This is a genomic window from Mucilaginibacter calamicampi, assembly GCF_042676765.1.
GTDB classification, from domain to species: Bacteria; Bacteroidota; Bacteroidia; order Sphingobacteriales; family Sphingobacteriaceae; genus Mucilaginibacter; species Mucilaginibacter calamicampi.
Genome location: NZ_JBHTHU010000006.1, coordinates 558,600 through 582,132, shown reverse-complemented (window position 1 = coordinate 582,132; position 23,533 = coordinate 558,600). Strand labels below are relative to the sequence as shown.

The following is a 23,533-nucleotide window of genomic DNA, read 5'->3' as shown; positions in this document are numbered from 1 at the left end:
ACCTATCGATATGGTAACCCTAAACAACCAAAAATAAACCGCTATTCTGTCATCGAATTACTAAACCCTTACAGCAATGACAACCTTCACTTACAAAACGTATAAGATTCTTGGCTATCGCTCAGAATGACAATTGATTTTTAGCACTATCTTTTATCTTTGCCCCGTGAGCCAGCAAACCATTCTGAAATTGCAGTTACCTACCGATCCGGTTTGGGTAAAGAACGTAGTTGAAAGTAATATTGAAGAACTACTTACAGACCATGCCTTTTGCGAGCAAAAAGCGGCCAGCAATGCCATCACACTAATTGTGCAAAACCCCAACCTGAGCGACCTGGTGCAGCAAATGGCCGACCTGGTGCGCGAGGAAATGGACCATTTTAAACGCGTGCATGAGATAATTTTGCAACGCGGGTTTATTTTAGGTCGCGAACGTAAGGACGATTATGTTAATGAGCTACGTAAATTCATTATAATAGGGGGCGGCCGCGAAGCGCAATTGGTTGATAGATTACTGTTTTCTGCCATGATAGAGGCACGCAGTTGTGAGCGTTTTAAGGTACTGTCAGAAAATATAAATGATAAAGAGCTATCAGACTTTTATTATGAGCTGATGGTAAGCGAAGCTACCCACTACACCATGTTTATTAACCTGGCCAAAAAATACGCGGGCAGCATTGATGTTGATAAACGCTGGAAGGAATTTTTAGCTTACGAAGCTAGAGTGATACAGAATTATGGCAAGCACGAAACCATTCACGGATAAACAGTACAAACACATCTACTTTGATCTGGACCATACCATATGGGATTTTGATAAGAATGCCGAAGAGACTTTACATGAACTTTATGTCCACCATAAACTGGCTGATCTGGGGCTAAACTCTGCTGATTTATTTATAGCAACTTACACGGCAAACAACCACCGCTTGTGGCGCGATTACCATTTAGGTACAATTACCAAGGAGCAATTACGGCAGGCAAGGTTTAACCAAACTTTTCTGGACCTGGGTGTTCATCCGGATGTTATACCTGCCGGCTTTGAGGATGCCTATGTGCAGCTTTGCCCCACTAAAACTAATCTGTTCCCCTACGCGCACGAAACATTGAGTTATTTGCAGGGCAAGTATACCCTCCATTTAATATCAAACGGATTTAAGGAGTCGCAGGATGTTAAGATAGGCAACACGGGCATAGGAAAGTATTTTGAGCACGTTGTGGTATCAGAGTTGGTAGGCGTAAACAAACCTGATAAAGCCATTTTCCAGTACGCGTTGGATGTGGCTGGTGCAGAAAAACATGAAAGCATTATGATTGGCGATAGCCTGGAAGCCGATGTTTACGGCGCGTTAAACTTTGGTATGGATGCTATCTACTTTAACCCTTTTAATGCTGAAAAGCCGGATGATGTGCCGGTGCAGATTAACCATCTGAGGGATTTAATGATGTTGTTGTAGCAAAGCAGGTGTAATACTACAGCATGCTGCAAAGTTGCCACACTGAATCCTTCTCCCACTGTTAACATGTTCATAAAAAATTTATTTTTCAAAGTGTGAAACCTTTTACATTTAACAGCGTCTTAACCTTAAATTAAATTGATTTACAGACCTTTGTAAAAACCTTTTAACATGTTTGAGTACACATCGTATATGGTTGTAGTGGGGCTGCTTGTTTTAGTTGGCGTGTTCTATTTAAGTCCGTATGAGCTTAAAGTAAATGAAGACGAAGACGACGAATAAGCGTTGTTTTTCTACCTTTCTCAATTTATTGCACCGGTATTTTTACCGGCAGTGCCCTTTATCCCCCTATAATTAATGGCAAAGCGCGAAGTTGATATCGTGATTATATCTGATGTGCATTTAGGCACCTATGGCTGCCACGCCAAAGAACTGCTTAAATACCTAAAAAGCATTAAACCTAAAATGCTTATTCTTAACGGCGATATTATTGACATATGGCAGTTTAGCAAATCATACTGGCCCGAAGCCCACATGAAGGTGGTGCGCCGCATATTAAAGTTTGTTACCGATGGAATCCCGGTTTATTACTTAACCGGTAATCATGATGAAATGCTGCGCAAGTTTGCTGATATGAACCTGGGCTCGTTCCAGTTACTAAATAAGCTGGTGCTAAACATAGACGGTAAAAAAGCGTGGATATTTCATGGCGATGTGTTTGATGTAACTATGCAACACTCCAAATGGCTGGCCAAACTGGGTGCTATTGGTTATGATACATTGATACTGCTTAACAGTTTTACCAATTGGCTGCTTACCGCTATGGGGCGCGAAAAAATGAGCTTCTCAAAAAAAATAAAGGCCAGGTTTAAAGATGCTGTAAAATTCATTAACCAGTTTGAACAAACCGCGGCCGACCTTGCCGTGAGCAAAGAATACCAGTATGTAATATGCGGCCATATTCACCAGGCCGAGATGCGCGAGATCATCGCTACAGACAATCCGGGCAAGGTACTGTACCTTAACTCGGGCGATTGGGTTGAAAACCTTACAGCGCTAGAGTATAATAACGGCGCGTGGGAAATCTTTAAATACACTCCGCAGGATTTTGAAGAAGATACTGATGCTGCTGATCTTTCAGACGCCGAGGATCTTGACGCAAAAATGGATGTAAGGGGTTTATTGGAGAGATTTAAGCAGGAACTTGATTAGCATTCAAAGATATTTATCGGCTGCAAGCCACCGTTTAATATCATTGTTACTCAAAACTATTCGTTTAGGTAAAAAATCCGCTATCTTCGTCCAATTTTTACACTTAATTTATTAATACATGAAAAACCTTTCCCTTTCTTTCGCAATTGCGTTACTGGCCGTTTTATGCTTCGCAGGCAAAAGTAATGCGCAATCAAAAGCCCGTGTGGGCATTAAAGCAGGCCTTACTTACACTACTTTAGGCGCTGCAACAAGCAACGGCATTTCTATTAATTACGATTATCGCCCGGGCTTTCAAGGCGGCGTTTTTGTTGAAACACCTTTGTCGCAATCTATTTCGTTTACAGCACAGGCGTTATACACTCAAAAAGGTGGTAGTATAAACACAACTATCTTAAACACAAAAATTGACGGCTACACACAGCTGAATTATCTTGATGTGCCTTTGTTGGTTGGTTTTAAAGCTAATCCTAAATTAGCATTTTATGTAGGGCCACAGGCTTCATTCCTGCTTTCACAAAAAACAGTGGTAAGCACCAGCAGCATGGGCAGCCAAACAAGCACGGATAAAACCGGCACAAAAACTTCCATTTTTGGCGGAAATATCGGTGCAGGCTACAGCATAACTAATGATATTGGCATACACCTTAATTATATTTTTGATTTTGGTCATGCTGCCGAAAGTGGATACGATACAGGCGAGCGCAACAGCGGTTTCATTCTTGGCTTAGGCTTTAAATTTTAATACTTACCACTGGTAAAACCTTAGCGGGTTGGTCACGTTTGGACACAAAAACAGACGCAACCAACCCGGTTTTTGTTACACTAATCCCTTATCAACATAACTATTTAATACATTTATTATCAACATCTTAATCTGTTTAAAGGCTTCGCTTAAGCTTTAATTTTTCGGGTTTTGGCATAGATATTGGCATTTTATATCCAATATTTTATTACATAAATCATAGAAAAAATGAAAAAGCTAATCATACTATCAGCATTAGGATTAACATTGACGGCGGGTGTAAACACCGCCAGGGCGCAGTCAACCATGCCGCGTATTGGTATTAAGGCAGGCGCTAATTACATGACGCTTGGAAAATTAGAAACAGGCGGTGCCAGTTACAATTACGACTACCGCTTCGGTTTTCAAGGTGGTTTAATGGCAGATCTGCCGCTGGCAACTCAGTTATCATTTATGCCGCAGGTTTTATATACACAAAAGGGTGGTAATGTAAAAGCAACAGTGGGTAACACTACCGGCGAAATAAGGACCCGTATTAACTATTTGGATGTACCGCTATTAATTGGTTTTAAACCATCGCCAGAGGTAACATTGTTTGCAGGTCCGCAGGTAGCGTTTTTGTTGTCGCAAGCGTCAGACACTTATGTTAACGGGGCAGCTACAGCCAACACAACCAGTACAGATGGTTTAAGAAAAAACGCTATAGGTGGTAACGTTGGTGTGGGTTACAATATTAACAACAATGTTAGTCTTAGCGGCAATTATGTATTTGATTTTGATAAAGCTGCTAATGATAACGCTGCCCAAAGCAAAGCTAAAAACAGCGGCTTCGCGCTATCATTAGGTTACTCATTTTAATTATAAAACATCCCGGTATAATTAATGCAAATAATATCTTTGTGAGGATAACGACCTGATGAAGATATTATTTGCTATACAGGGAACAGGTAACGGACACATAAGTCGCGCCCGCGAGATTGTTCCGTTGCTGCAGCAATACGGCGAGCTTGACTTGCTGGTAAGCGGCACCGAGGCAGAGGTTACGCTGTCTCAACCACTCAAATATCGTTTTCATGGGTTCAGTTTTGTTTTTGGCACCAACGGCGGCGTTGATAAATGGGCCACATTTAAAATTATGGATCTGCCGCAGTTGTGGAAAGACATGCGCAGCCTGCCGCTTGACCAGTACGACCTGATAGTTAATGATTTTGAGCCCGTAAGCGCCTGGGCCTGCAAAATGCAGGGAAGGGCATCGGTATCATTAAGTCATCAATGCGCGTTTGTTTCAAAAAATACACCGCGCCCGCACAAATGGCACTATGGCGAGTGGCTATTTAAACACTACTCCCCTACCACGCATCACATTGGGTTTCACTTTGAGCGGTATGCTGATTTTATTCATACACCGGTTATCCGCAGCGGTATTCGCAGTATGGTTACCAGCAATTTGGGGCATTATACCGTTTACCTGCCCGCTTATGATGATAAAAAACTGGCAGAACACTTGCGCAAAGTAAAAAATACAGAGTGGCACATCTTCTCAAAACGGCAAAAAACACCGTATAAACTGGATAACGTCAACATATTCCCTGTAAGCAACGAAGCATTTAATAGCAGCCTGGCAAGTTGTGAGGGCCTGCTAACAGGCGGCGGTTTTGAAGGCCCTGCCGAAGCGCTGTTTCTGCAAAAAAAGGTGATGATGATACCTATGCAGGGCCAGTACGAGCAGCAATGTAACGCCCTGGCCGCATCGCGAATGGGCGTTCCGTTTGTTCCGGCCATAGGGCATAAGTTTGCAGAGCATGTGGCCAAATGGGTGCATGAGGATGAACGCGTGTTTGTCAACTTCCCCGATGAGACAGCGCAGATAGTTGAGGACATGGTGAAGAGGTATGCAAGGAGGTGAAACGCTCCAAACCATAACTAATCTTCAATCTTCAACAACTAATCTTTAAAAAATCAACTAATATTGCCCTGTGATCAATCTCTTCAAAACATACAACCCGCTAAATGCAGTATGGCTGGCAGTTTTGTTGATAGTTCTGCGCATTGGTTACCTATTTAATGCCCCCTCAGAAATTCAATTCTTATTTGTTGAACCCTTTGCGCGCCTGCTTATCCCCGTTGATTATGAGTTCGCGCTTTCGCCTTTTTTGAACATATTTTTAGCCGGCCTTCTCGTTTTCCTGCAGGCTTTGTGGTTTAACAGGTTGGTTAATAGTTTTAATTTAATGGGGCGGCCAAGCTTTTTACCTGCGCTAATGTATGTGGTGCTTACCGCTCTTTTTGCACCATTTTTAATATTAAGCGCGCCGCTTATTTGCAACTTTTTGGTAATAGGCATGCTTTACAGGCTTTTGGCCACTTATAAAATGCCCGATGCCAAATCTGTTGCTTATGATATGGGGATGGTGGTTGCGCTGGGCACGCTTATCTATCTGCCCTTTATTTTTATGTTTCTGGTGGTATGGGCGGCACTAATAGTTTTCAGGCCATTTAGCTGGCGCGAATGGGTAGCCGCCATTATAGGTTTTGCTACTATATTCTTTTTTTTAGCGGTGATATATTATTTAACAGACCGCCTGCCCGACTTTGAAAAAATATGGCTGCCGTTAGCCTCAAAGTTCCCCGCTCATATTCAAATAAACTCGTATAACTACCTGGTATTAATTCCGGTAGCGGTAATATTGCTGCTTTGCTTTTTAAAGGTAAGCCAGCTATTTTTTAGAAGTTATGTACAAACGCGCAAATCGTTCCAGCTTTTATTAGTACTTACTGTTATTGCGGGACTATCATTTTACACCAAAAAAGAGTTTCATCTGGAGCATTTTCTCCTGTGCGCGGTGCCGCTGGCGGTGTTTTTCTCGTACTATTTTTTATATGCCACAAGCAAATGGTTTTACGAAGGACTGTTTGTTTTACTTACCGCGGGTATAATTTATTTCCAGTTTAACACTTTTTAACTTTTATATGCGCTCAAATTTGAGCGGTTATATTAGTTTTGTAGCATGAAGTTTGGCGTAGTTATATTCCCCGGTTCCAATTGCGATGAAGATATCATCCATGTATTAGAAAAAATTATGGGTCAGCAGGTTGTTCGCCTGTGGCACAAAGATCACGACCTGCAAGGGGCAGATTTTATAATTTTACCCGGAGGTTTCTCTTTTGGCGATTATCTGCGCTCTGGCGCTATTGCGCGTTTCTCGCCAATTATGCAGGAGGTTATACAGTTTGCAGCAAAAGGCGGCAAAGTGTTGGGTATCTGCAATGGTTTTCAGATCCTAACAGAGGCTGGCTTATTACCTGGCGCATTGCTGCATAATGAGCACCGTAAGTTTATTTGCCGTAATATTTACATGAAACCGCAAACAGCTAATTCTTTAGTAACCGCGCAGATTGACGAGCAAAGAGCACTTAAAATACCTGTTGCCCACGGCGAAGGCAATTATTTTGCCGATGCTGAATTGCTTAAACAATTGAATGATAATGACCAGATATTGTTTAGATATTGTGACGAGGGGGGTAATATAACCACAGATGCTAACCCTAACGGCTCGGTTGAAAACATTGCCGGTGTTTGCAATGCCGAAAGGAACGTATTTGGCTTTATGCCTCACCCTGAACGCGCTGCAGACAGCCTGTTAGCTAACGAAGATGGTTTGGCAATATTTGAATCTATTTTGTCAATAGCGCGAGCCTGATGGCCAATCTGGTTATCGATATAGGTAATACGCATATAAAATTAGCCGTATTTAACCAGGATGAAATGGTTGATATGGCACGTTACGATGATATTGATGAGGCCACTATCAGCACCATAGTACAAAAACACAGCATCAGCAAATCCATAATTTCATCAGTAAAAAAAAACAATGAAGCCTGGGAAGCAGGTTTAATAGCTAAAACTACTTTGCTTCACTTTAACCACGGCATAGTTAAAAGCATAAATAACCGTTATAAAACCCCACAAACTTTAGGTGCCGACAGGCTGGCCGCTGTTGTTGGGGCACACCACTTGTTTCGCGGCAAAAACAATCTGGTTATTGATGGCGGAACTTGTATAACATATGATTTTGTTGATGCCGGCGGAAATTATTTTGGCGGCAGTATATCGCCGGGCTTAAATATGCGTTATAATGCGCTTAGCCATTACACCGCGGCGCTGCCACTGCTTGAAGCAAATGCAAATTTTAATGGCAGCTATGGTGATGATACGGATACTGCCATTACATCAGGCGTACAAAACGGAATAAAATATGAATTGATAGGATTTATAGAAAACTACAGTTCTAACACGCAAGACATAAATATTATACTAACCGGGGGCGATAATGTTTTTTTTGATACGCTGCTTAAAAATAGCATCTTTGCCCCCTATATTAAAAAAGAACCGCACCTGGTTTTAAAAGGATTAAACGCAGCCATTGAGCATAATGATTAAATATATAAAGTTTTTACTGTTGTTTTTACTTGCCGGTACAGTGCTTGATGCAAGATCGCAAAGCACGGGTACTACCAGTTCGCCCTACTCGCGCTACGGCATTGGCGACTTAAATCCGCAGTTGCTGCCACAAAACATGGCAATGGGTGGTATAGGTACTGCCATTGGCCTTATAAACGGCTATAGTAGTGTAAATCCCATTAATCCGGCATCTTACTCAACTATTGGTTTAACCACTATTGATGCGGGTTTGCAAGGCAGTGTTTTTAGCTTAAGCCAAACCGGCCAAACTTCGCAGCGCGACGCCAATTTCAGGCTTAGCCATCTTACATTTGGTATCCCTGTAACGCGTAATTCGGCATTGGCCTTTGGTTTGATGCCCTATAGCGAAATAGGTTATAATTATACACGATCAATTAAAGGCTTTGGTTCTACCGCGCCTGCTGATACCAATGTTACCTTACTAAGCTACAAGGGCGAAGGTGGCCTTTCAAAAGCATTTTTAGGCTACGGATTCGCACCCATCAGAAGCCTGAGATTAGGAGCTAACATATCTTACATTTTTGGCAACCTTAAACAGTTCAACTCCACTCAGTTTCCCAATCTTTACGGGGTATTAAATACCCGCGACGAGCAAAGTTATTCTGTTGGCGGCGTAAGCTATGATTATGGCGCGCAGTATCAGCTTGATCTTTCGTTAACAAGGCATATTGTTTTTGCTTATTCAGCGGCAGCGCAATCCAACTTAAATTCGCAAAAAAGCCATATTGTTAGTCATTACAAAAGCGACGAACTGGGCAATGAAGGCCTACCTACAGATTCGGTAATAAACATTCAAAACGCTAAGTCTAAAATACAACTGCCTAATATTCATCATTTCGGTATCTCCTACCAACGCGATCAGAAATTTTTAGTTGGTTTAGATTATACCATGGGCAATTGGTCGGCACTAACCATTGATGGTGCTAACGCGGGCATGTCTAACAGCAAAACGCTGAATATAGGCGGACAAATTACACCCAATTTAAACTCCATAAATAGCTATTGGGCAACGGTTGACTATCGCGCCGGTTTTATTTTAGATCAAACCTATTTTAACGTTAATAATGTAAGCGGCACGGGGCAAACTAATATAAAATCTTATGCCGCTACGTTTGGCTTTGGCTTACCATTGCGCCCTGTTAACGGAACAAGCTTTTATAAGATAAACATAGCTGCAGAGGTGGGCCGCAGAGGCACAATAGCAAACGGCCTGGTACGCGAAAATTATTTTAAGATACGCCTGGGCTTTACCCTCAACGACAGGTGGTTCCAGCGGTATAAATTTGATTAACCATGTTACCGCATAGCCAAAAACGCATAACACGCCTGCTAATTACCGTATTAGCAACAGGCATGTTATGGTTTACCGCATGCGAGAATGACCTGGAAAATATCAAAAAAATTTCAAGCATGACATCCGGCGAGGCTATTGACACTACCCGGGGTGTTGATGTTATTTACAGCGACTCGGCTATGGTTAAGGGCCGGATGATAACTCCCCTGCTTATAAAGTACTCAACTGCCAAACCTTATGATGTTATGCCTGATGGCGTAAAGGTTATCTCTTTTAATAAGCTGGGCAAAGAGGAAGGAACTATTGTAGCAGACTCAGGCATTCAGCTGGAGAATGAAAACATTACCAAGTTTTACAAAAATGTAATAGTTACCACGGCTGATGGCACTACATTCAGGTCTGAAGAAATGATATGGGATCAGCCTAAAAAAATTGTTTACTCCAACCTAAGGGTTGAAATGCACCGGGCCAACGGCGACGTAACTTTTGGAACAAGTTTTATCAGCGATGACAAGTTGACTAATCCATCAATTAAGGGCGCAACCGGTGATTACTCCGTGCCCGAAAACCAAATGCAATAGCCTTATTTTGAGTTAAAAAATTGTATTATATAATTTTATCAAAAGTTGTATCTTGCGCCCTCTTTTAAAAAGAAAAGTTTCATTAAAATATTATAGATCAATATGGGTATAATGGGTTATCTGCGCGAGCGGATGGGTAAAATTGTCGCAGTTGTAATAGGCTTATCGCTTGTGGCTTTTATTGTAACTGAAGTTGTGCAATCAGGAAGTTCGTTTTTTAAGGGCGATAACAACACTATAGGCGAAATATATGGCGAGAAGATCCCTTATGTTGAATTTACAGAAACTGTTGAGCAAAACGGAAACCAGTTTAAACAGCAATCCGGCCAAAACAGTCTTTCGCCGCAAATAACGGCTTACGTACAAGAAAACACCTGGAACCAGATGTTGAGTAAGGCCATGATAGAGCACGAGTCTGAAAGAGTTGGCTTGCAGGTTACCGGCGAGGAGTCGCAGGATATGATAACCGGAAGTAATCCAAGTCCTGAAATTGTTAGGGCCTTTACTAACCCGCAAACCGGTCAGTTTGACAGAGCCTCTGTTGTTTCAACCATAAACCGTTTAAAAGTAATACCAAGTACAGATCCGCAGAAAAAACAATGGGATAACTTTGTAAAGGAGTTAATTCAAAATAAGCTGGCTGAAAAATACATGACCGCCCTAAGCAACGGGCTGTATGTAAACTCGCTTGAGGCCAAGGATGATTACGAAGCTAAGAACAAGCTGGCTAACTTTAAGTATGCCGTTTTAAACTACCAAACCATTCCGGATAATAAGGTAACAATAACCGATGCTGATTACCAAAGCTACTATGATGAGCATAAAAACGAGTTTAAAAATCAACAGGAAACACGCAGCATTGAGTATGTAAGTTTTAACGGTGCGCCGTCAAAAACAGATTCAGCGGCTGTAAAAACCCAGGTTGAAAAACTAAAAACCGAATTTGCCGCATCAACAAACGACTCGTTATTTGTACAGATCAACTCAGAGAATAAACAACTTTTTACCTACAAGAAAAAAGGCGAGCTGGGTAATGGCTTAGACTCTGTAATGTTTACAGCAGCGCCTGGCTTTGTATATGGCCCATACCTGCAAAACGGATATTATGCTTTGGCTAAATTAATGGAGTCAAGGGTTAGCCCTGATTCGGTTACAGCTAAACGCATTGTGTTAAACCCTGCTGATGGTATGAAAAAAGCAGACTCATTGAAAACATTGATACAGGGCGGAAAATCATTTGCTGATATGGCAAAAACTTATTCGCTTGATCAGCAAACGGGTGCCAAAGGTGGTGATATGGGTACCTTTGCCCGTGGCGTTAACGACCCTGATTTTGACAACGCGGTATTTAGCGGCAAACCGGGTGATTATAAAATAGTCAATTCGGCATATGGTGTACAATTGATCTATATTGTTGCTCAAAAAGGCTCTTCGCGTGTAGTTAAGGTGGCGGTTGTTGATAAGCCATTAACGGCCAGCAGCGAAACCCAATCTGCAGCATACACTAAGGCCCAGAACTTTTTAATCTCTACCAACGATGGTGATTTTGCCGCCGAAGCTAAAAAAGCCGGCTTTGAAGTAAAAACCGCAGATGACGTTACCGGCGTTGCCGCATCGTTACCTGGCCTGGAAAGTGCACGCGAGTTGGTAAGATGGGCATTTAATGCAGAAAAAGGCGATGTTTATGACCAGGTTTATACCTCAGGCGATCAATACATCGTAGCCAAATTAACAGCTGTTAAACCACAGGGAACTTTAGCGCTTGATCTGGTAAAAAAACAAATTGAGCCAATGGTTAGAACTGAGGTTAAAGCTAAAACGCTTACTGATAAATTTAACTCGGCTTTAAGCGGTGCAGCCACAATTGAGCAGGCAGCACAAAAAGCAGGCGCAACCGTTACCCCTGTTCAAAACATTGTACTTGCCAATCCGGTTGTTCCGGGCTCAGGCGCAGAGTATAAATTAATAGGTACCATATTTGGCTCACAGATCAATAAATTATCTAAACCGGTTTCTGGTCAGCAGGGCGTTTATATTTTTACCGTTAACAGTTTTGTAAATCCGGCAGCTTTGGCCAATACCGTTACACAAAAACAACAGTTAGCCCAGTCCCTTGCGCAGCGTGCACAAGGACAGGCATTAGAGGCCCTGAAAAATAAGGGCAATGTAAAAGATTACAGAGCTAAGCTGTTATAGTTATAAATTAAAGTAATTTTGTATCCGGGAGCGCGATAGCATCGTACTCCCGGATTTTTTTATTTATACAGACATGGATATACAGGAAAGCATAGTGAATAAAGTGGCACAAAGCGGACTGATTACATTGGATCCTGCCGACTTTTACGCACCAGGCGAGCGCGTTGTGTATGACATTAAGGATAATCTGTTTCAGGGCCTTATTTTGCGTGAGAAAGATTTCAGGGAGTTTGTTAAAGAGCACGACTGGACCCAATATCAAGGCAAAAATGTCGCGGTAACCTGCAGCGCTGATGCTATAGTACCGGCCTGGGCCTATTTGCTGTTGGCCAATCGCATGGCGCCTTATGCTAATGAGGTTGTTTTTGGGGATGCTGAAGTTTTAGAAACTGTATTATTTGTTAAAGCGATAGCTAAACTTGACCCTGAGCAATACCGCGATCAGCGCCTGGTAATAAAAGGCTGCGGCGACATTGATATACCTGTTAGCGCTTATGTTGAGTTAGGCAAAAAACTTACGCCTGTTGTTAAAAGCCTTATGTTTGGCGAGCCATGTTCTACCGTGCCGATATATAAACGAAAAGATTAAACAGCGGCAGACATCAAAATATTTAAACTTTCATAGGTATTTATGGTCTTAATGATACACCAAAATTAATTGGTTTGCTTTTTAACAAGCTGATAATGAAGAAATATATTATTACCATTATACTTTTTGCAACCTGTTTTACCGTAAACGCGCAGGAACTTAAAACCACCGGCGACCCTGTTTTTAAACCCGGAGAAGAACTGACCTATAAATTAAAGTATGGCTTTTTTACCGGCGCAGAAGCAACGCTAAAGGTTGAAGACGGAGGACAAAAAATAAACGGACACCCCAGCTATCATATATCAGCAACAGGAAAAACCGCCGGCACTTTTGATGTTTTTTATAAGGTACGTAACCAGTACGACACGTATATAGATAAAAACACATTGCTGCCTTACTATTATACAGAGAACAGGCGCGAAGGCGGCTATAAGCATACAGACAATGTAACCTTTAACCATCAGGAAGGAAAAGTAACTGCTGATAAAGGCACGTTTCCGTTCAAAGGAAAAATATTTGATTTTGTATCGGCTTATTACTTTGCCCGTAATCTGGACATTTCGCAACTTAAACCGGGCGATAAATTGGATATGCCTTACTTTTTAGAAGATGGTATACACTCTTTAAGCATTACCTACATTGGCAAAGAGCAGGTTAAATGTTCAATAGGAACCTTTAATTGCCTTAAGTTTAACCCAACTATTATACCCGGGCGTATATTTAAAAAAGACAGCAAGCTATATTTGTGGATAACCGATGATGGTAACCGCATACCTGTAAAGGCTCACGTTGGCTTAATTGTAGGCAGCGTTACCATGGACCTTACCGGAGCAAGCGGACTTAAATACGCGTTAAATCCTGTTAAAAAGTAAAACAATAGATGATTGAAGTAGGCAGCGTACTTGTACACGAAGACGTAATTAAACAAAACTTTGTTTGTAACTTAAATAAGTGCAAGGGCGCTTGCTGCCTGGAAGGCGACTCGGGCGCCCCGCTTGAAGCTGCCGAACTGGATATACTTAAAGAAATATACCCAAAGGTAAAACCTTATATGACCGCTAAAGGCATAACCACCATTGAGCGCGAAGGCACCCACGTTACCGATTTTGAGGGAGACTACACCACGCCATGTGTTGATACCAACAAAGAATGCGCTTATGTTACATGGGAAAACGGCATAACCAAATGTGCTATTGAAAAGGCTTATGAAGAAGGCGCTATTAACTGGAAAAAGCCTATATCCTGCCACTTATACCCCATACGCATAACTAAATATCCCGAGTTTGATGTACTGCATTATGACCGCTGGAGCATTTGCAGCCCGGCGTGTAGCTTTGGCGATCAGCTTAAAGTTAGCGTGCATCAGTTTTTAAAAGGTCCGCTCACCAGAAAGTACGGTGCCGAATGGTATGCTGAACTGGAGGAAGCGGTGGAGTACATTAAAAATTCGGATATTTAATTGGCACTTTGAAACTCAAATAGCGTTTATTTGTTACTACGTTAATTGTGATATTATAAGTTTATTAAGCCAAATACTAACAGCTTTTACAATAAATTTGAATATTATTGCAATTATTACTACACAGCAATGAAAATAGCGCTAATAACAGGTATCACCGGTCAGGATGGTGCGTATCTGGCTGAATTTCTTTTAAAAAAAGGATACTTTGTTCACGGAGTTAAAAGAAGAGCTTCATTGTTCAATACAGACCGTATTGATCATCTCTATCAAGATCCGCACGAAAGCGGTTTGAAGTTTCAGTTGCATTATGGCGATCTTACAGACTCTACCAACCTGATACGCATTATACAGGAAACACAACCCGACGAAATTTATAATCTGGCCGCCCAAAGCCACGTAAAAGTAAGCTTTGATACCCCCGAATATACCGCTAATGCCGACGGAATAGGTACCTTAAGAGTATTGGAAGCTGTACGTATACTTGGAATGACCAAAAAAACGCGCATCTACCAGGCATCAACATCTGAGCTGTATGGTTTGGTGCAGGCCGTTCCGCAAAGCGAAACCACCCCTTTTTATCCGCGGTCACCTTATGCTGTAGCTAAAATGTATGGGTATTGGATAATTGTAAATTATCGCGAAGCATATGATATGTATGCCTGCAATGGCATTCTGTTTAACCATGAGAGCCCCATACGCGGCGAAACTTTTGTTACACGTAAAATTACTCGCGCTGCAGCCAAAATAGCGCTGGGGCTTCAAAATTGCCTTTATGTGGGCAACCTATCTGCACAACGCGATTGGGGCCATGCTAAAGACTATGTAGAAGCTATGTGGCTGATGCTTCAGCAGGAAAAGGCGGAAGATTTTGTTATAGCTACCGGCGTTACTACCACAGTTAGGGATTTTATAAAAATGACTTTCGCGGAGCTGGGTATTGAAGTTGAGTTTAGCGGTAAGGACGAATACGAGCGCGGCGTTATTATTGATGTTGACAAGCAACGCGCAGAAGAGCTGGGTTTGGACCTGGCTGCTTTGCCATACGGACAAACAATTGTTAAGGTTGATCCAAAATACTTCAGGCCTACAGAGGTTGATCTATTAATAGGTGACGCTTCAAAAGCGCAGCAAAAACTGGGTTGGACACCGAAATATGATCTGCCCGCACTAGTTAAAGAAATGGCCATATCAGACCTTCACCTGGTGAAAAAGGACGATTACCTGCAAAAGGGTGGCTTTACAATTCTTAATTACTTTGAGTAATATCTCTACATAATTATCTGCCTACATGAAAAAAATTTACTTAATCATATTTGTACTGTTAACCGCAGTCAGCATATCCAAAGGGCAGGCGCAATATCAGCCTTATTCGTACCAGTTCTATCAAAAGTTTAATGCTGACGCCTATTCAACAAAAACACGCTTCCATACTTCGTTGAAGCCGTTTTTTATGGATGATACAGTATTACAGAAGCGCTATCAGTTACTTATGGATTACGGAAAAGATACCACCGTAAAGCATACATGGGTACATCGCAAAATTTTTAATGAGCATTTAATTGAGGTAAACGATAAAGAATATACATTTTTTGCCGACTACCTTACCGATGTTACCATTGGAAGGGACATAGCCGGCAAAAAAAATACCTGGCGCAATACCCGCGGCTTCCAGTTGGGCGGCACCATTGGCAAAAAATTTTACTTCTATTCGGCAGGGTTTGAAAACCAGGCTGTATTTCCGGATTATTATAAAAAATATATTGACCAGGTTGGCGTAGTACCCGGCCAGGCTTATGACCGTACCTTTGCTGAACACGATGAGAAGGATTGGTCTAACGTACTGGCGCTGGTATCCTACACACCGGTAAAGTTTTTAAACATTACGCTGGGGCATGACAGAAACTTTATAGGCGACGGCTATCGGTCGCAATTGCTGTCAGACAATTCATCGCCGTACCCCTTCCTTAAGCTTACCGCGAACCTTGGTAACGTAAAATATATGACCATGTGGTCGTATATGACAGATCCCGCTTCGCCGCAGGTGGCCTATGTAAACGGATATCGTAAAAAATGGGGGGCTTTTCATTACCTGGATTGGAGCGTAACTAACAGACTGTCGTTAGGTCTTTTTGAATCAATAATTTGGGCTGAACGCGATGGTGACGGAAATTTCAGAGGATTTGAATTTAATTATCTTAACCCGGTTGTTTTTTTAAGGCCTACTGAGGCATCAATAGGTTCGCCGGATAACGCTATGATCGGCTTTAATGGTAAATATAAATTAACAGATGGTATAGCAGCCTATGGCCAGTTTGTACTGGATGAGTTTGTGGCTAAAGATCTATTCTCCAGCAATGGCAGCTCGCGCAACAAGTTTGCGTATCAGATAGGTGTTCGCGGCGCTGATCTTTTCAAAGTAAAGAACCTTAATTTTTTATTAGAGCATAACGCCGCACGACCGTATACTTATTCGGAAACAAACTCCATTACTAACTACAGCCAGCAAGCGGAACCATTAGCGCACCCTTTTGGTGCCAATTACAGAGAGACTGTGGGTATGCTTAACTACAGCTACAAACGTTTTGATTTTAGCGGCCAGTTAAACTATGCCCGCTACGGCCTTGATGTTGACGCTACCAATTATGGCAAGGATATTTTTAAAAGCTACCTGTATCCGGCTAAAACAAACGGCAATTACATTGGCCAGGGCTTGGCTACTGATATGGTATTTCTGAATGGCAGGGTAGCTTACCTGCTCAATCCTAAATATAACCTGCGTATTGAAGCCGGTTTAACCTATCGCCGGGAAAGTAACACCCAGTTTAATGATAAAACAACTATGGTGTTTTTTGCACTGCGTAGTTCGTTCCGCCACTTGTACGAGGATATAGCGCGGTACAGGGCTTATTAGTAGGTGGTGAGCTGAGAATTAGCCTGATATTATAGTTGTTTACGCGCATTTATCCGTAACATTCTTTGTAACCTTGGCCGATTACTACGCTGAAGTATAACCGGGTAAAAGTTGAATATTATATTCGTAAAAAACAGCGATAATGATTTAGTGATTCCGAAACTGAGCGCCACAAAAACATTTACAATTAATACGATAAAGAAAATTACCAGATGCCCAAATTCCGACTGGCGGGTTCCATTTTCCAGATGCTTTATCGCATCGGGATTCTTTTTAATGGGGCTGCCCGCTCTGATAACTTTCTCCCATCCTATCAATACCAAAAATTTTCTAAAAATGTCTACTCCAAGCCACTTATAGATGGCGCCATTTGCTTCCCATTTTTTTGAATTATAATAATCAGAAGTTAATTTCGGTGTAAATGTATTGGTAAAAATGAAGACAGCCATCATCAGGCCGAAATTTAAAACCCAGGCAAACAGGAAAGAGTAAGGGTGTTTGGTTATACCTATATACACTATAATAGGTACAACCAACAGCGCGGCCAGCATAAATTTTAAATATTTCATAAACTTTATAGGCTAGCAACTATATCCTGTACAAGCTTTTACTCTCAATAAATTTCAATACCGGGTCTGGTACAAAAAACTGCACGTTCTTTTTTTCGGCAATTGATTTGCGGATAAAAGTTGCGGATAGCTCCATCTGTGGCGTCATAGTAATGGTAACCGAAGGATGCGAAGCCAGTTCGGCATTTTCATAACCGGGGCGTGGGTAAACATAGATGGCATGATCGCGCAAAATCAATTTGTAATTCTTCCATCTGGGTAGCGAGATCAGGTTATCTGAGCCCATTATCAGGGCAAACTCATGCTGCGGATACTTCTCTTTGAGGTGGGTAAGGGTATCGATTGTGTACGATGGCTGGGGCAGTTTCAGTTCCACATCGCTCACCTCAATGTTTTGTGCATTATCGGTAGCCAGGCGCGCCATTTCTAACCTGTCATAAGTATTAATAAGGTCGCCGTATTTTTTTAAGGGATTTTGTGGGGATACCACCAGCCAAACTTTATCTAAAGTGGTATGGTTGGCCAGGTAGTTGGCTATAATTAAGTGGCCAATGTGAATAGGATTAAATGAACCAAATAGCAAGCCTATTTTCATATCTATAGTTTAGCCCCCAACCCCTAAAGGGGAGCAGTTAAAAGAGTTCCCCCTTCAGGGGGTTAGGGGGTTATAAAATCACTCACCAGCTTCTCGGCTTCCTCACATGCTGTGTTAAGATCGTAATTTTTAAGTATAATATCAAATTTTGGGGCGTAGTTCAACTCTTTTTCGGCTTTTATAAAACGCTCCCGCAGCTTTTCGGCGCTATCTGTACCGCGGCCGGTTAAACGTTGCTTCAAAACCTCTAATGAAGGGGGTTGCACAAAAATAGCTAAAGCCTGATCTTCATACTTTCGTTTAAGGTGCAGGCCTCCCTCAACATCAATATCAAAGATCACCGTTTTGCCCGATTCCCATATCCGCTCAATCTCTTCGCGAAGTGTGCCGTAAAACGTCCCGCTGTAAACCTCTTCAAACTCAACAAACTGCTTTTTTGCAATACGGTGCAGAAACTCCTCTTTGCTAATAAAGTAATAATCCTTTTTGTCAACCTCATCGCCGCGGCGCTCACGGGTAGTGGCCGATATAGAAAACTCCAGGTTAGGTATTTTCTTTAATAAATGGTGTACTATGGTTGTTTTACCGGCACCTGATGGGGCAGAAAATATAATGAGTTTACCTTCTTTGGTCATTGAGTCATTGGTCATTTGTCATTGGCATTGGCTCCTAGTAGCCAGTGAAATACACTAACGACTAATGACCAATGACTAATGACTATAGTACATTAAGTAATTGTTCCTTTATTTTTTCAAGCTCCTCTTTCATCCCAACCACTAACTTTTGTATGTTGGCATCGTTAGCTTTTGAGCCCAGGGTGTTTATCTCCCTGCCTATCTCCTGCGATATAAAGCCAAGCTTTTTCCCGTTGGCATCGGCGTTTTGCAAGGTTTCTATAAAATAATCACAATGGGTTTTCAGCCGGATCTTCTCTTCAGTGATATCCAATTTATCTATATAATAAATAAGCTCCTGTTCAAAACGGTTCTGATCTATCGCTTCACGACCAACCGCCTCGCCTAAAAACTGGTTGAGGCGCTCCCGGATTACGGGTACGCGTTTAGGCTCTTCAATTTCAACCAGCCTTAAATTCTCCAGTATAATGCCAATGCGATACTTAACATCTTTCTCTAAAGTATCTCCTTCATCTTTTCTGAATTGCTGAAAAGCGGCCATAGCCTGCTTAAAGGTATCTTCAACTATTTTCCACTCTTCGTCTGATACGGTTTCCTCGTCGTATTTAACCACTTCGGGCAGGCCCAATGCCAATTGCAAAAGATTATCTGCCGGCTGGCCCAGTTCTGTACTCACCTGTTGCAACTGGGTTAAGTAGTGTTTAAGCAAAGTAGCGTCAATGCCGGCTGCTTTTACCTTAGAATTTGCCTGTTCGGTATTTATTGAAAGATTAACCTTTCCGCGCTCTATTTGCCTGCTGCAATCATTGCGCAACTGGAATTCTTTTTCAGAAAACATTTTGGGCAGGCGCAGGCTAAGTTCAAGGAACTTGCTGTTAAGGGATTTTATTTCGACGGTGTATTTTGTATTACCGGTATCAAAACTGGCAATTCCGTACCCTGTCATGGATTTTATCATGCGCAAAGATAGTGTTTTTGCTAAATTACAAATACAGCCTGATAATATTCCGCAAGCCCAGGTGGTGCATGCAATTGGCAGTTATAAGCTTTAACAATTTTTAACGTTAATAATTAAACAGATTAATTAATTTTGCATGGTGTTGATTAAGCCCATATTATACCGAAGCGTCTGCATTATACTGTTGTCAACTGCACTTTTCTCTTCAAATGCCGTGGCGCAAAAGCTGCTTAATATAACCGGCGTTACATTTCAAAAAGCTTCACAATCACGGGTGTCACAGGTAGTTATTAATAACTCCACGCGCAAAACACTTTCTAAAAGCGACGATCTGGGCGTTTTCCGGATACAAGCTGCCGTTGGCGACACACTGTTTTTTACCAAAAATCAATACACCACACAAGCGCTTGTAGTACTCAATGACAACCTACTATCTGTTTATTTACAACCTATTGTTACTTTAGACGAAGTAAACATAACAGACAAAAGCACAAGGCAGGAGCTGGCTTCAGCATTAAGCGAATACCGAAAAAAAACGCCGTTTAGTTCTTTACACCCCGGTGTTGCCGCTTCTATTTTCTCGCCTATTTCCGGCATATCCAATCTTTTTGGTAAAACTGCAAACCGGGCAAGGCGCTTTGAAGCCTATTCAAAACGCGAGCTGGAACAGGTAGAAATAGAAAAGCGTTATAATAAAGCCGTGATAAAAAAGATTGTTGATATACCCGACGAGGATATGACCGCTTTTATGATGGCCTTTACACCGTCATATGATCAGATAAGGGTTTGGGCAGATTATGATATTATAAAATACGTACAGACCTCGTACGCATACTTTCAAAAGAATAAGGAAAGTTTGAAGCCGCAGAAATTGTATTAAGGTTTTACGTAGTACGTTATACGTAATAAGTTTCTTAAACAGCAGCGTCTAAAAATGGCGTAAGAAAAACGTAAAACGTACCACGTATAACGCACAACCTAACAAAGGATTATATTCCCAGGGCTTCGCAGGCTTTCTCTGCCGCTAGTTTTTCTGCATTTTTCTTACTGAATTCTTTGCCCAGGCCCAGGGTTTGCCCCTCAATACTGGCTTGTACGGTAAACAGCTTTAAGCTTTCGCCCACCTCGTTTTCTACCACATCAAAAGAGATATCCTTACCATGCCTTTGGCACCACTCTATCAACTTACTTTTAAAGTTGGTTTCGGTTTGCTCCAACATGTGGATGTCAATATGCGGTTTAATGATCTGGTTGATCAAAAAATCGCGCGTAAAATTGTATCCTTTATCCAGGTAAACAGCACCTACAAGCGCTTCGAAGGCATCGCCAAGTAAAGAGCCCTGGCGTGATGGCCCAAGCATGCGGGCATCATACTCAATAAGCTGTTCAAAGCCCAGCTTACGGGCCAGTTGATTAAGGTTTTGGCGGTTAACTATTTTTGACCGCAGCTCTGTCAAAAAGCCTTCATCCTCATAAGGGTAAAGTTTAAAAAGCACCTCGGCTACTACGCTGCCTAAAACAGCATCACCTAAAAATTCAAGGCGCTCGTTACTGTTCTTTACACCCTTTTTTACGTTTTGCGCTACCGATTTGTGCCTGAAAGCCAAACGGTATAGCAACAAATTGCCCGGTACAAAACCGAGCAAATTTTTTAAAACCTTTACGTATTTTCTGTGTGGAGATAAATAAAGCTTATATAAACGGCTAACGGGCATTAACGTTACTATTAACCTTCATACTTTTTAAAAATCACAGAAGCATTGTGGCCGCCAAAACCAAAGCCATTGCTTTGCACTACATTAATATCGCGCTTTTGCGCAGTATTAAAAGTAAAGTTAATTTTGGGATCAAATGATGGATCGTCTGTAAAATGGTTGATAGTTGGCGGTATAATGCCGGTATTAAGTGCCAGTATAGATGCAATAGCTTCAACCGCGCCGGCTGCGCCCAAAAGGTGCCCCGTCATTGATTTGGTTGAGCTGATATTTATACGGTAAATATCATCGCCAAAAACATCCTGTATAGCTTTTACTTCCTGCGGATCGCCTATTGGAGTTGACGTTCCGTGTACATTAACATAATCAATGTCTGATGCCTGAAGCCCGGCATCGCTTAATGCAGCTTTCATAACCAATGCAGCTCCCATACCATCAGGATGCGGAGCTGTCATATGATACGCGTCGGCACTCATACCTCCACCTATCATTTCGGCATAAATTTTTGCACCACGCGCTTTAGCGTGTTCCAGTTCTTCTAAAATTATAGTACCTGCGCCTTCGCCTGCAACAAAACCATCGCGGTCCAGATCAAACGGGCGCGAAGCGGTAGCGGGGTCATCATTACGTACAGATAAGGCATGCATAGCGTTAAACCCACCAATGCCCGCTTCATTTATAATAGCCTCAGATCCGCCGGTAATAAACATATCAGCGCGGCCCAGACGAATATAATTGAAAGAGTCAATAAGCGAATTGTTTGACGATGCACAAGCCGAAACAGTAGTGAAGTTTGGCCCGCGTAGTCCGTATTTAATAGAGATATGGCCAGGGGCTATATCTGCAATCATTTTAGGAATAAAGAAAGGATTAAACCTTGGTGTTCCGTCGCCTTTGGCAAAGGCAACAACTTCGTCTAAAAAGGTTTTTAGACCTCCGATGCCTGATCCCCATATAACACCAATGCGATTGGTATCCAATTTGGAAAAATCTAACCCGGCATCCTTTACGGCTTCTTCTGTTGAATAAAGCGCGTATTGCACAAACGGATCGAGCTTGCGGGCATCTTTGCGGCCTAAAAAGCCGTCGGCATCAAAGTTTTTAACTTCGCATGCAAATTTTGTTTTGAACTTTTCGGTATCAAAACTCTTGATCAAAGCAGCGCCACTCACTCCATTGATAAGAGCGTTCCAGTAGTCTGAAACGCTGTTACCAATTGGAGTAAGTGCCCCAAGCCCGGTTACAACTACTCTTTTAAACCCCATTTAAATAAAATAAGGAGAGCTTATTTAACGTTTTTTTCAAGGTAAGCTATGGCTTGGCCTACAGTGCCAATTGTTTCTGCCTGATCATCAGGTATAGCCACATTAAATTCTTTTTCAAACTCCATGATAAGTTCCACGGTGTCTAAAGAGTCAGCACCAAGATCATTGGTGAAGCTAGCCTCAGGTGTTACTTCACTTTCGTCAACACCCAATTTTTCAACGATAATAGCCTTTACTCTTGAAGCGATATCAGACATAGTTTTATAGTTTAATGATTAAATAAAATTCTGTGCAAAGAAAAATAAAATCTATCAAATATCAAATCTAAAACCTTTTTAGTTTGGTGTCCAACAAAATTTAATTCCCCGATGCGGTTTTTGTATCTTTAGCGGGTTAAATATAGTTATAATTGAACAGGAAAATTTTAAAGTTAGAGATCGACCTCGATTTTATTTTGATAGCCGTAACTGCCTCATTAAAAGACTATCGCGCCTGCTATCTTATAAACAAACACTTAAATTTCAATTTTGTTCGGACAGAAGATCTGGCTGTTGATAATTTAAACGGAAGCAATAACCGCGGTTATTTCTCGTTATTTAGCTGCTACTGGGAGGCCAGCGAAACCGACTTTTATTTTATTGCCAACAAAGGTACCGAAGGATACCTGGTGCCCGAAATGCGTAAAGCCGACTTTTTTTTGCTGATTAAAAATTATATTGACGAAACCGATCTTGAAAACCTTATCACATCACTCAATCGCATCCCCGAAATTGTAACAGCAGTAAAGATCGACCCAAAAAAAATAAAATCACGCGAAAATCTGTTATTTTAGCGCAAATTTACATCGTGTTATAATTACACACACT

General features: G+C 41.7%; 26 protein-coding genes. 19 read left to right on the top strand and 7 right to left on the bottom strand.

Features of this window, described 5'->3' with window-relative positions; all coding sequences use genetic code 11:
• Positions 1-166: 166 nt before the first annotated feature.
• The 17 genes from miaE (at position 167) to ACFQZS_RS12055 (ending at position 16,930) form a co-directional block, all read left to right on the top strand.
• A complete protein-coding gene (miaE, locus tag ACFQZS_RS12135) occupies positions 167-766 on the top strand; it encodes a tRNA-(ms[2]io[6]A)-hydroxylase (RefSeq protein ID WP_377100559.1) in 600 nt (199 codons plus the stop codon).
• Positions 738-1,457: a YjjG family noncanonical pyrimidine nucleotidase gene (locus ACFQZS_RS12130; protein ID WP_377100557.1), complete on the top strand. Its 720-nt coding sequence runs from the start codon at positions 738-740 to the stop codon at positions 1,455-1,457. Before miaE ends, ACFQZS_RS12130 begins: the two co-directional genes overlap by 29 nt.
• Positions 1,458-1,814: 357 nt before the next feature.
• Complete coding sequence (locus ACFQZS_RS12125) at positions 1,815-2,669, top strand: UDP-2,3-diacylglucosamine diphosphatase (RefSeq protein WP_377100555.1); 855 nt, start codon at positions 1,815-1,817, stop codon at positions 2,667-2,669.
• Positions 2,670-2,787: 118 nt separating this feature from the next.
• Positions 2,788-3,414, top strand: a complete 627-nt coding sequence (locus ACFQZS_RS12120; RefSeq protein ID WP_377100553.1) for a porin family protein — start codon at positions 2,788-2,790, stop codon at positions 3,412-3,414.
• Positions 3,415-3,642: 228 nt separating this feature from the next.
• Positions 3,643-4,272, top strand: a complete 630-nt coding sequence (locus tag ACFQZS_RS12115; RefSeq protein ID WP_377100552.1) for a porin family protein — start codon at positions 3,643-3,645, stop codon at positions 4,270-4,272.
• Between the two features lie 58 nt (positions 4,273-4,330).
• The gene (locus ACFQZS_RS12110; protein ID WP_377100550.1) at positions 4,331-5,320 is read left to right on the top strand and encodes a glycosyltransferase family protein; all 990 of its coding nucleotides are present in this window, start codon (positions 4,331-4,333) and stop codon (positions 5,318-5,320) included.
• Positions 5,321-5,390: 70 nt separating this feature from the next.
• Positions 5,391-6,377 (top strand): DUF6427 family protein, encoded by a 987-nt coding sequence (locus ACFQZS_RS12105; RefSeq protein WP_377100548.1) that lies wholly within the window; start codon positions 5,391-5,393, stop codon positions 6,375-6,377.
• A 45-nt stretch (positions 6,378-6,422) separates the two neighbouring features.
• Entirely contained in the window at positions 6,423-7,115 is a 693-nt protein-coding gene (purQ, locus tag ACFQZS_RS12100) for a phosphoribosylformylglycinamidine synthase subunit PurQ (protein ID WP_377100547.1), read from the top strand.
• Positions 7,115-7,855, top strand: a complete 741-nt coding sequence (locus ACFQZS_RS12095) for a type III pantothenate kinase (RefSeq protein ID WP_377100545.1) — start codon at positions 7,115-7,117, stop codon at positions 7,853-7,855. The genes purQ and ACFQZS_RS12095 overlap by 1 nt, the downstream gene beginning before the upstream one ends.
• Positions 7,848-9,188 carry an outer membrane protein transport protein gene (locus tag ACFQZS_RS12090; RefSeq protein WP_377100543.1) on the top strand — a complete coding sequence of 447 codons (1,341 nt, stop codon included), beginning with the start codon at positions 7,848-7,850 and terminating at the stop codon, positions 9,186-9,188. Before ACFQZS_RS12095 ends, ACFQZS_RS12090 begins: the two co-directional genes overlap by 8 nt.
• A gap of 2 nt (positions 9,189-9,190) precedes the next feature.
• Entirely contained in the window at positions 9,191-9,772 is a 582-nt protein-coding gene (gene lptC / locus ACFQZS_RS12085; protein WP_377100541.1) for an LPS export ABC transporter periplasmic protein LptC, read from the top strand.
• Between the two features lie 102 nt (positions 9,773-9,874).
• On the top strand, positions 9,875-11,968 hold the full coding sequence (locus ACFQZS_RS12080; RefSeq protein ID WP_377100539.1) for a peptidylprolyl isomerase: 2,094 nt from the start codon (positions 9,875-9,877) through the stop codon (positions 11,966-11,968).
• Between the two features lie 73 nt (positions 11,969-12,041).
• On the top strand, positions 12,042-12,557 hold the full coding sequence (locus ACFQZS_RS12075; RefSeq protein ID WP_377100537.1) for a DUF2480 family protein: 516 nt from the start codon (positions 12,042-12,044) through the stop codon (positions 12,555-12,557).
• Between the two features lie 95 nt (positions 12,558-12,652).
• Entirely contained in the window at positions 12,653-13,429 is a 777-nt protein-coding gene (locus tag ACFQZS_RS12070; protein WP_377100535.1) for a DUF3108 domain-containing protein, read from the top strand.
• A gap of 8 nt (positions 13,430-13,437) precedes the next feature.
• The gene (locus tag ACFQZS_RS12065) at positions 13,438-14,016 is read left to right on the top strand and encodes a DUF3109 family protein (protein WP_377100534.1); all 579 of its coding nucleotides are present in this window, start codon (positions 13,438-13,440) and stop codon (positions 14,014-14,016) included.
• A 129-nt stretch (positions 14,017-14,145) separates the two neighbouring features.
• Entirely contained in the window at positions 14,146-15,282 is a 1,137-nt protein-coding gene (gmd, locus tag ACFQZS_RS12060; RefSeq protein ID WP_377100532.1) for a GDP-mannose 4,6-dehydratase, read from the top strand.
• A gap of 25 nt (positions 15,283-15,307) precedes the next feature.
• Positions 15,308-16,930: a gliding motility protein RemB gene (locus ACFQZS_RS12055; protein WP_377100530.1), complete on the top strand. Its 1,623-nt coding sequence runs from the start codon at positions 15,308-15,310 to the stop codon at positions 16,928-16,930.
• A gap of 29 nt (positions 16,931-16,959) precedes the next feature.
• Here the strand turns inward: ACFQZS_RS12055 and ACFQZS_RS12050 are convergent, their stop codons facing one another.
• The 4 genes from ACFQZS_RS12050 to ACFQZS_RS12035 form a co-directional block, all read right to left on the bottom strand.
• Positions 16,960-17,499, bottom strand: coding sequence for a glycosyl-4,4'-diaponeurosporenoate acyltransferase CrtO family protein (locus tag ACFQZS_RS12050; RefSeq protein ID WP_377100528.1), 540 nt, complete (start codon positions 17,497-17,499; stop codon positions 16,960-16,962).
• Positions 17,500-17,518: 19 nt separating this feature from the next.
• Complete coding sequence (gene nadD / locus ACFQZS_RS12045) at positions 17,519-18,094, bottom strand: nicotinate (nicotinamide) nucleotide adenylyltransferase (RefSeq protein ID WP_377100526.1); 576 nt, start codon at positions 18,092-18,094, stop codon at positions 17,519-17,521.
• Positions 18,095-18,156: 62 nt separating this feature from the next.
• Positions 18,157-18,744: a guanylate kinase gene (gene gmk / locus ACFQZS_RS12040; RefSeq protein ID WP_377100524.1), complete on the bottom strand. Its 588-nt coding sequence runs from the start codon at positions 18,742-18,744 to the stop codon at positions 18,157-18,159.
• 67 nt (positions 18,745-18,811) lie between these two features.
• Positions 18,812-19,687, bottom strand: a complete 876-nt coding sequence (locus tag ACFQZS_RS12035; protein ID WP_377100522.1) for a YicC/YloC family endoribonuclease — start codon at positions 19,685-19,687, stop codon at positions 18,812-18,814.
• 184 nt (positions 19,688-19,871) lie between these two features.
• Between ACFQZS_RS12035 and ACFQZS_RS12030 the strand changes: the two genes are divergently transcribed.
• A complete protein-coding gene (locus tag ACFQZS_RS12030) occupies positions 19,872-20,567 on the top strand; it encodes a hypothetical protein (RefSeq protein ID WP_377100520.1) in 696 nt (231 codons plus the stop codon).
• A gap of 109 nt (positions 20,568-20,676) precedes the next feature.
• On the opposite strand, the gene rnc is transcribed toward ACFQZS_RS12030, so the two are convergent.
• Genes rnc through ACFQZS_RS12015 form a run of 3 tightly spaced genes read right to left on the bottom strand, consistent with a single transcriptional unit; the run spans position 20,677 to position 22,924 of the window.
• On the bottom strand, positions 20,677-21,402 hold the full coding sequence (gene rnc, locus ACFQZS_RS12025) for a ribonuclease III (protein WP_377100518.1): 726 nt from the start codon (positions 21,400-21,402) through the stop codon (positions 20,677-20,679).
• Between the two features lie 11 nt (positions 21,403-21,413).
• Positions 21,414-22,667, bottom strand: coding sequence for a beta-ketoacyl-ACP synthase II (fabF, locus tag ACFQZS_RS12020; RefSeq protein ID WP_377100517.1), 1,254 nt, complete (start codon positions 22,665-22,667; stop codon positions 21,414-21,416).
• 20 nt (positions 22,668-22,687) lie between these two features.
• Positions 22,688-22,924 carry an acyl carrier protein gene (locus tag ACFQZS_RS12015; RefSeq protein WP_008508386.1) on the bottom strand — a complete coding sequence of 79 codons (237 nt, stop codon included), beginning with the start codon at positions 22,922-22,924 and terminating at the stop codon, positions 22,688-22,690.
• A 152-nt stretch (positions 22,925-23,076) separates the two neighbouring features.
• Between ACFQZS_RS12015 and ACFQZS_RS12010 the strand changes: the two genes are divergently transcribed.
• Positions 23,077-23,499: an IPExxxVDY family protein gene (locus tag ACFQZS_RS12010; RefSeq protein WP_377100515.1), complete on the top strand. Its 423-nt coding sequence runs from the start codon at positions 23,077-23,079 to the stop codon at positions 23,497-23,499.
• The last annotated feature ends 34 nt before the right edge of the window (positions 23,500-23,533 follow it).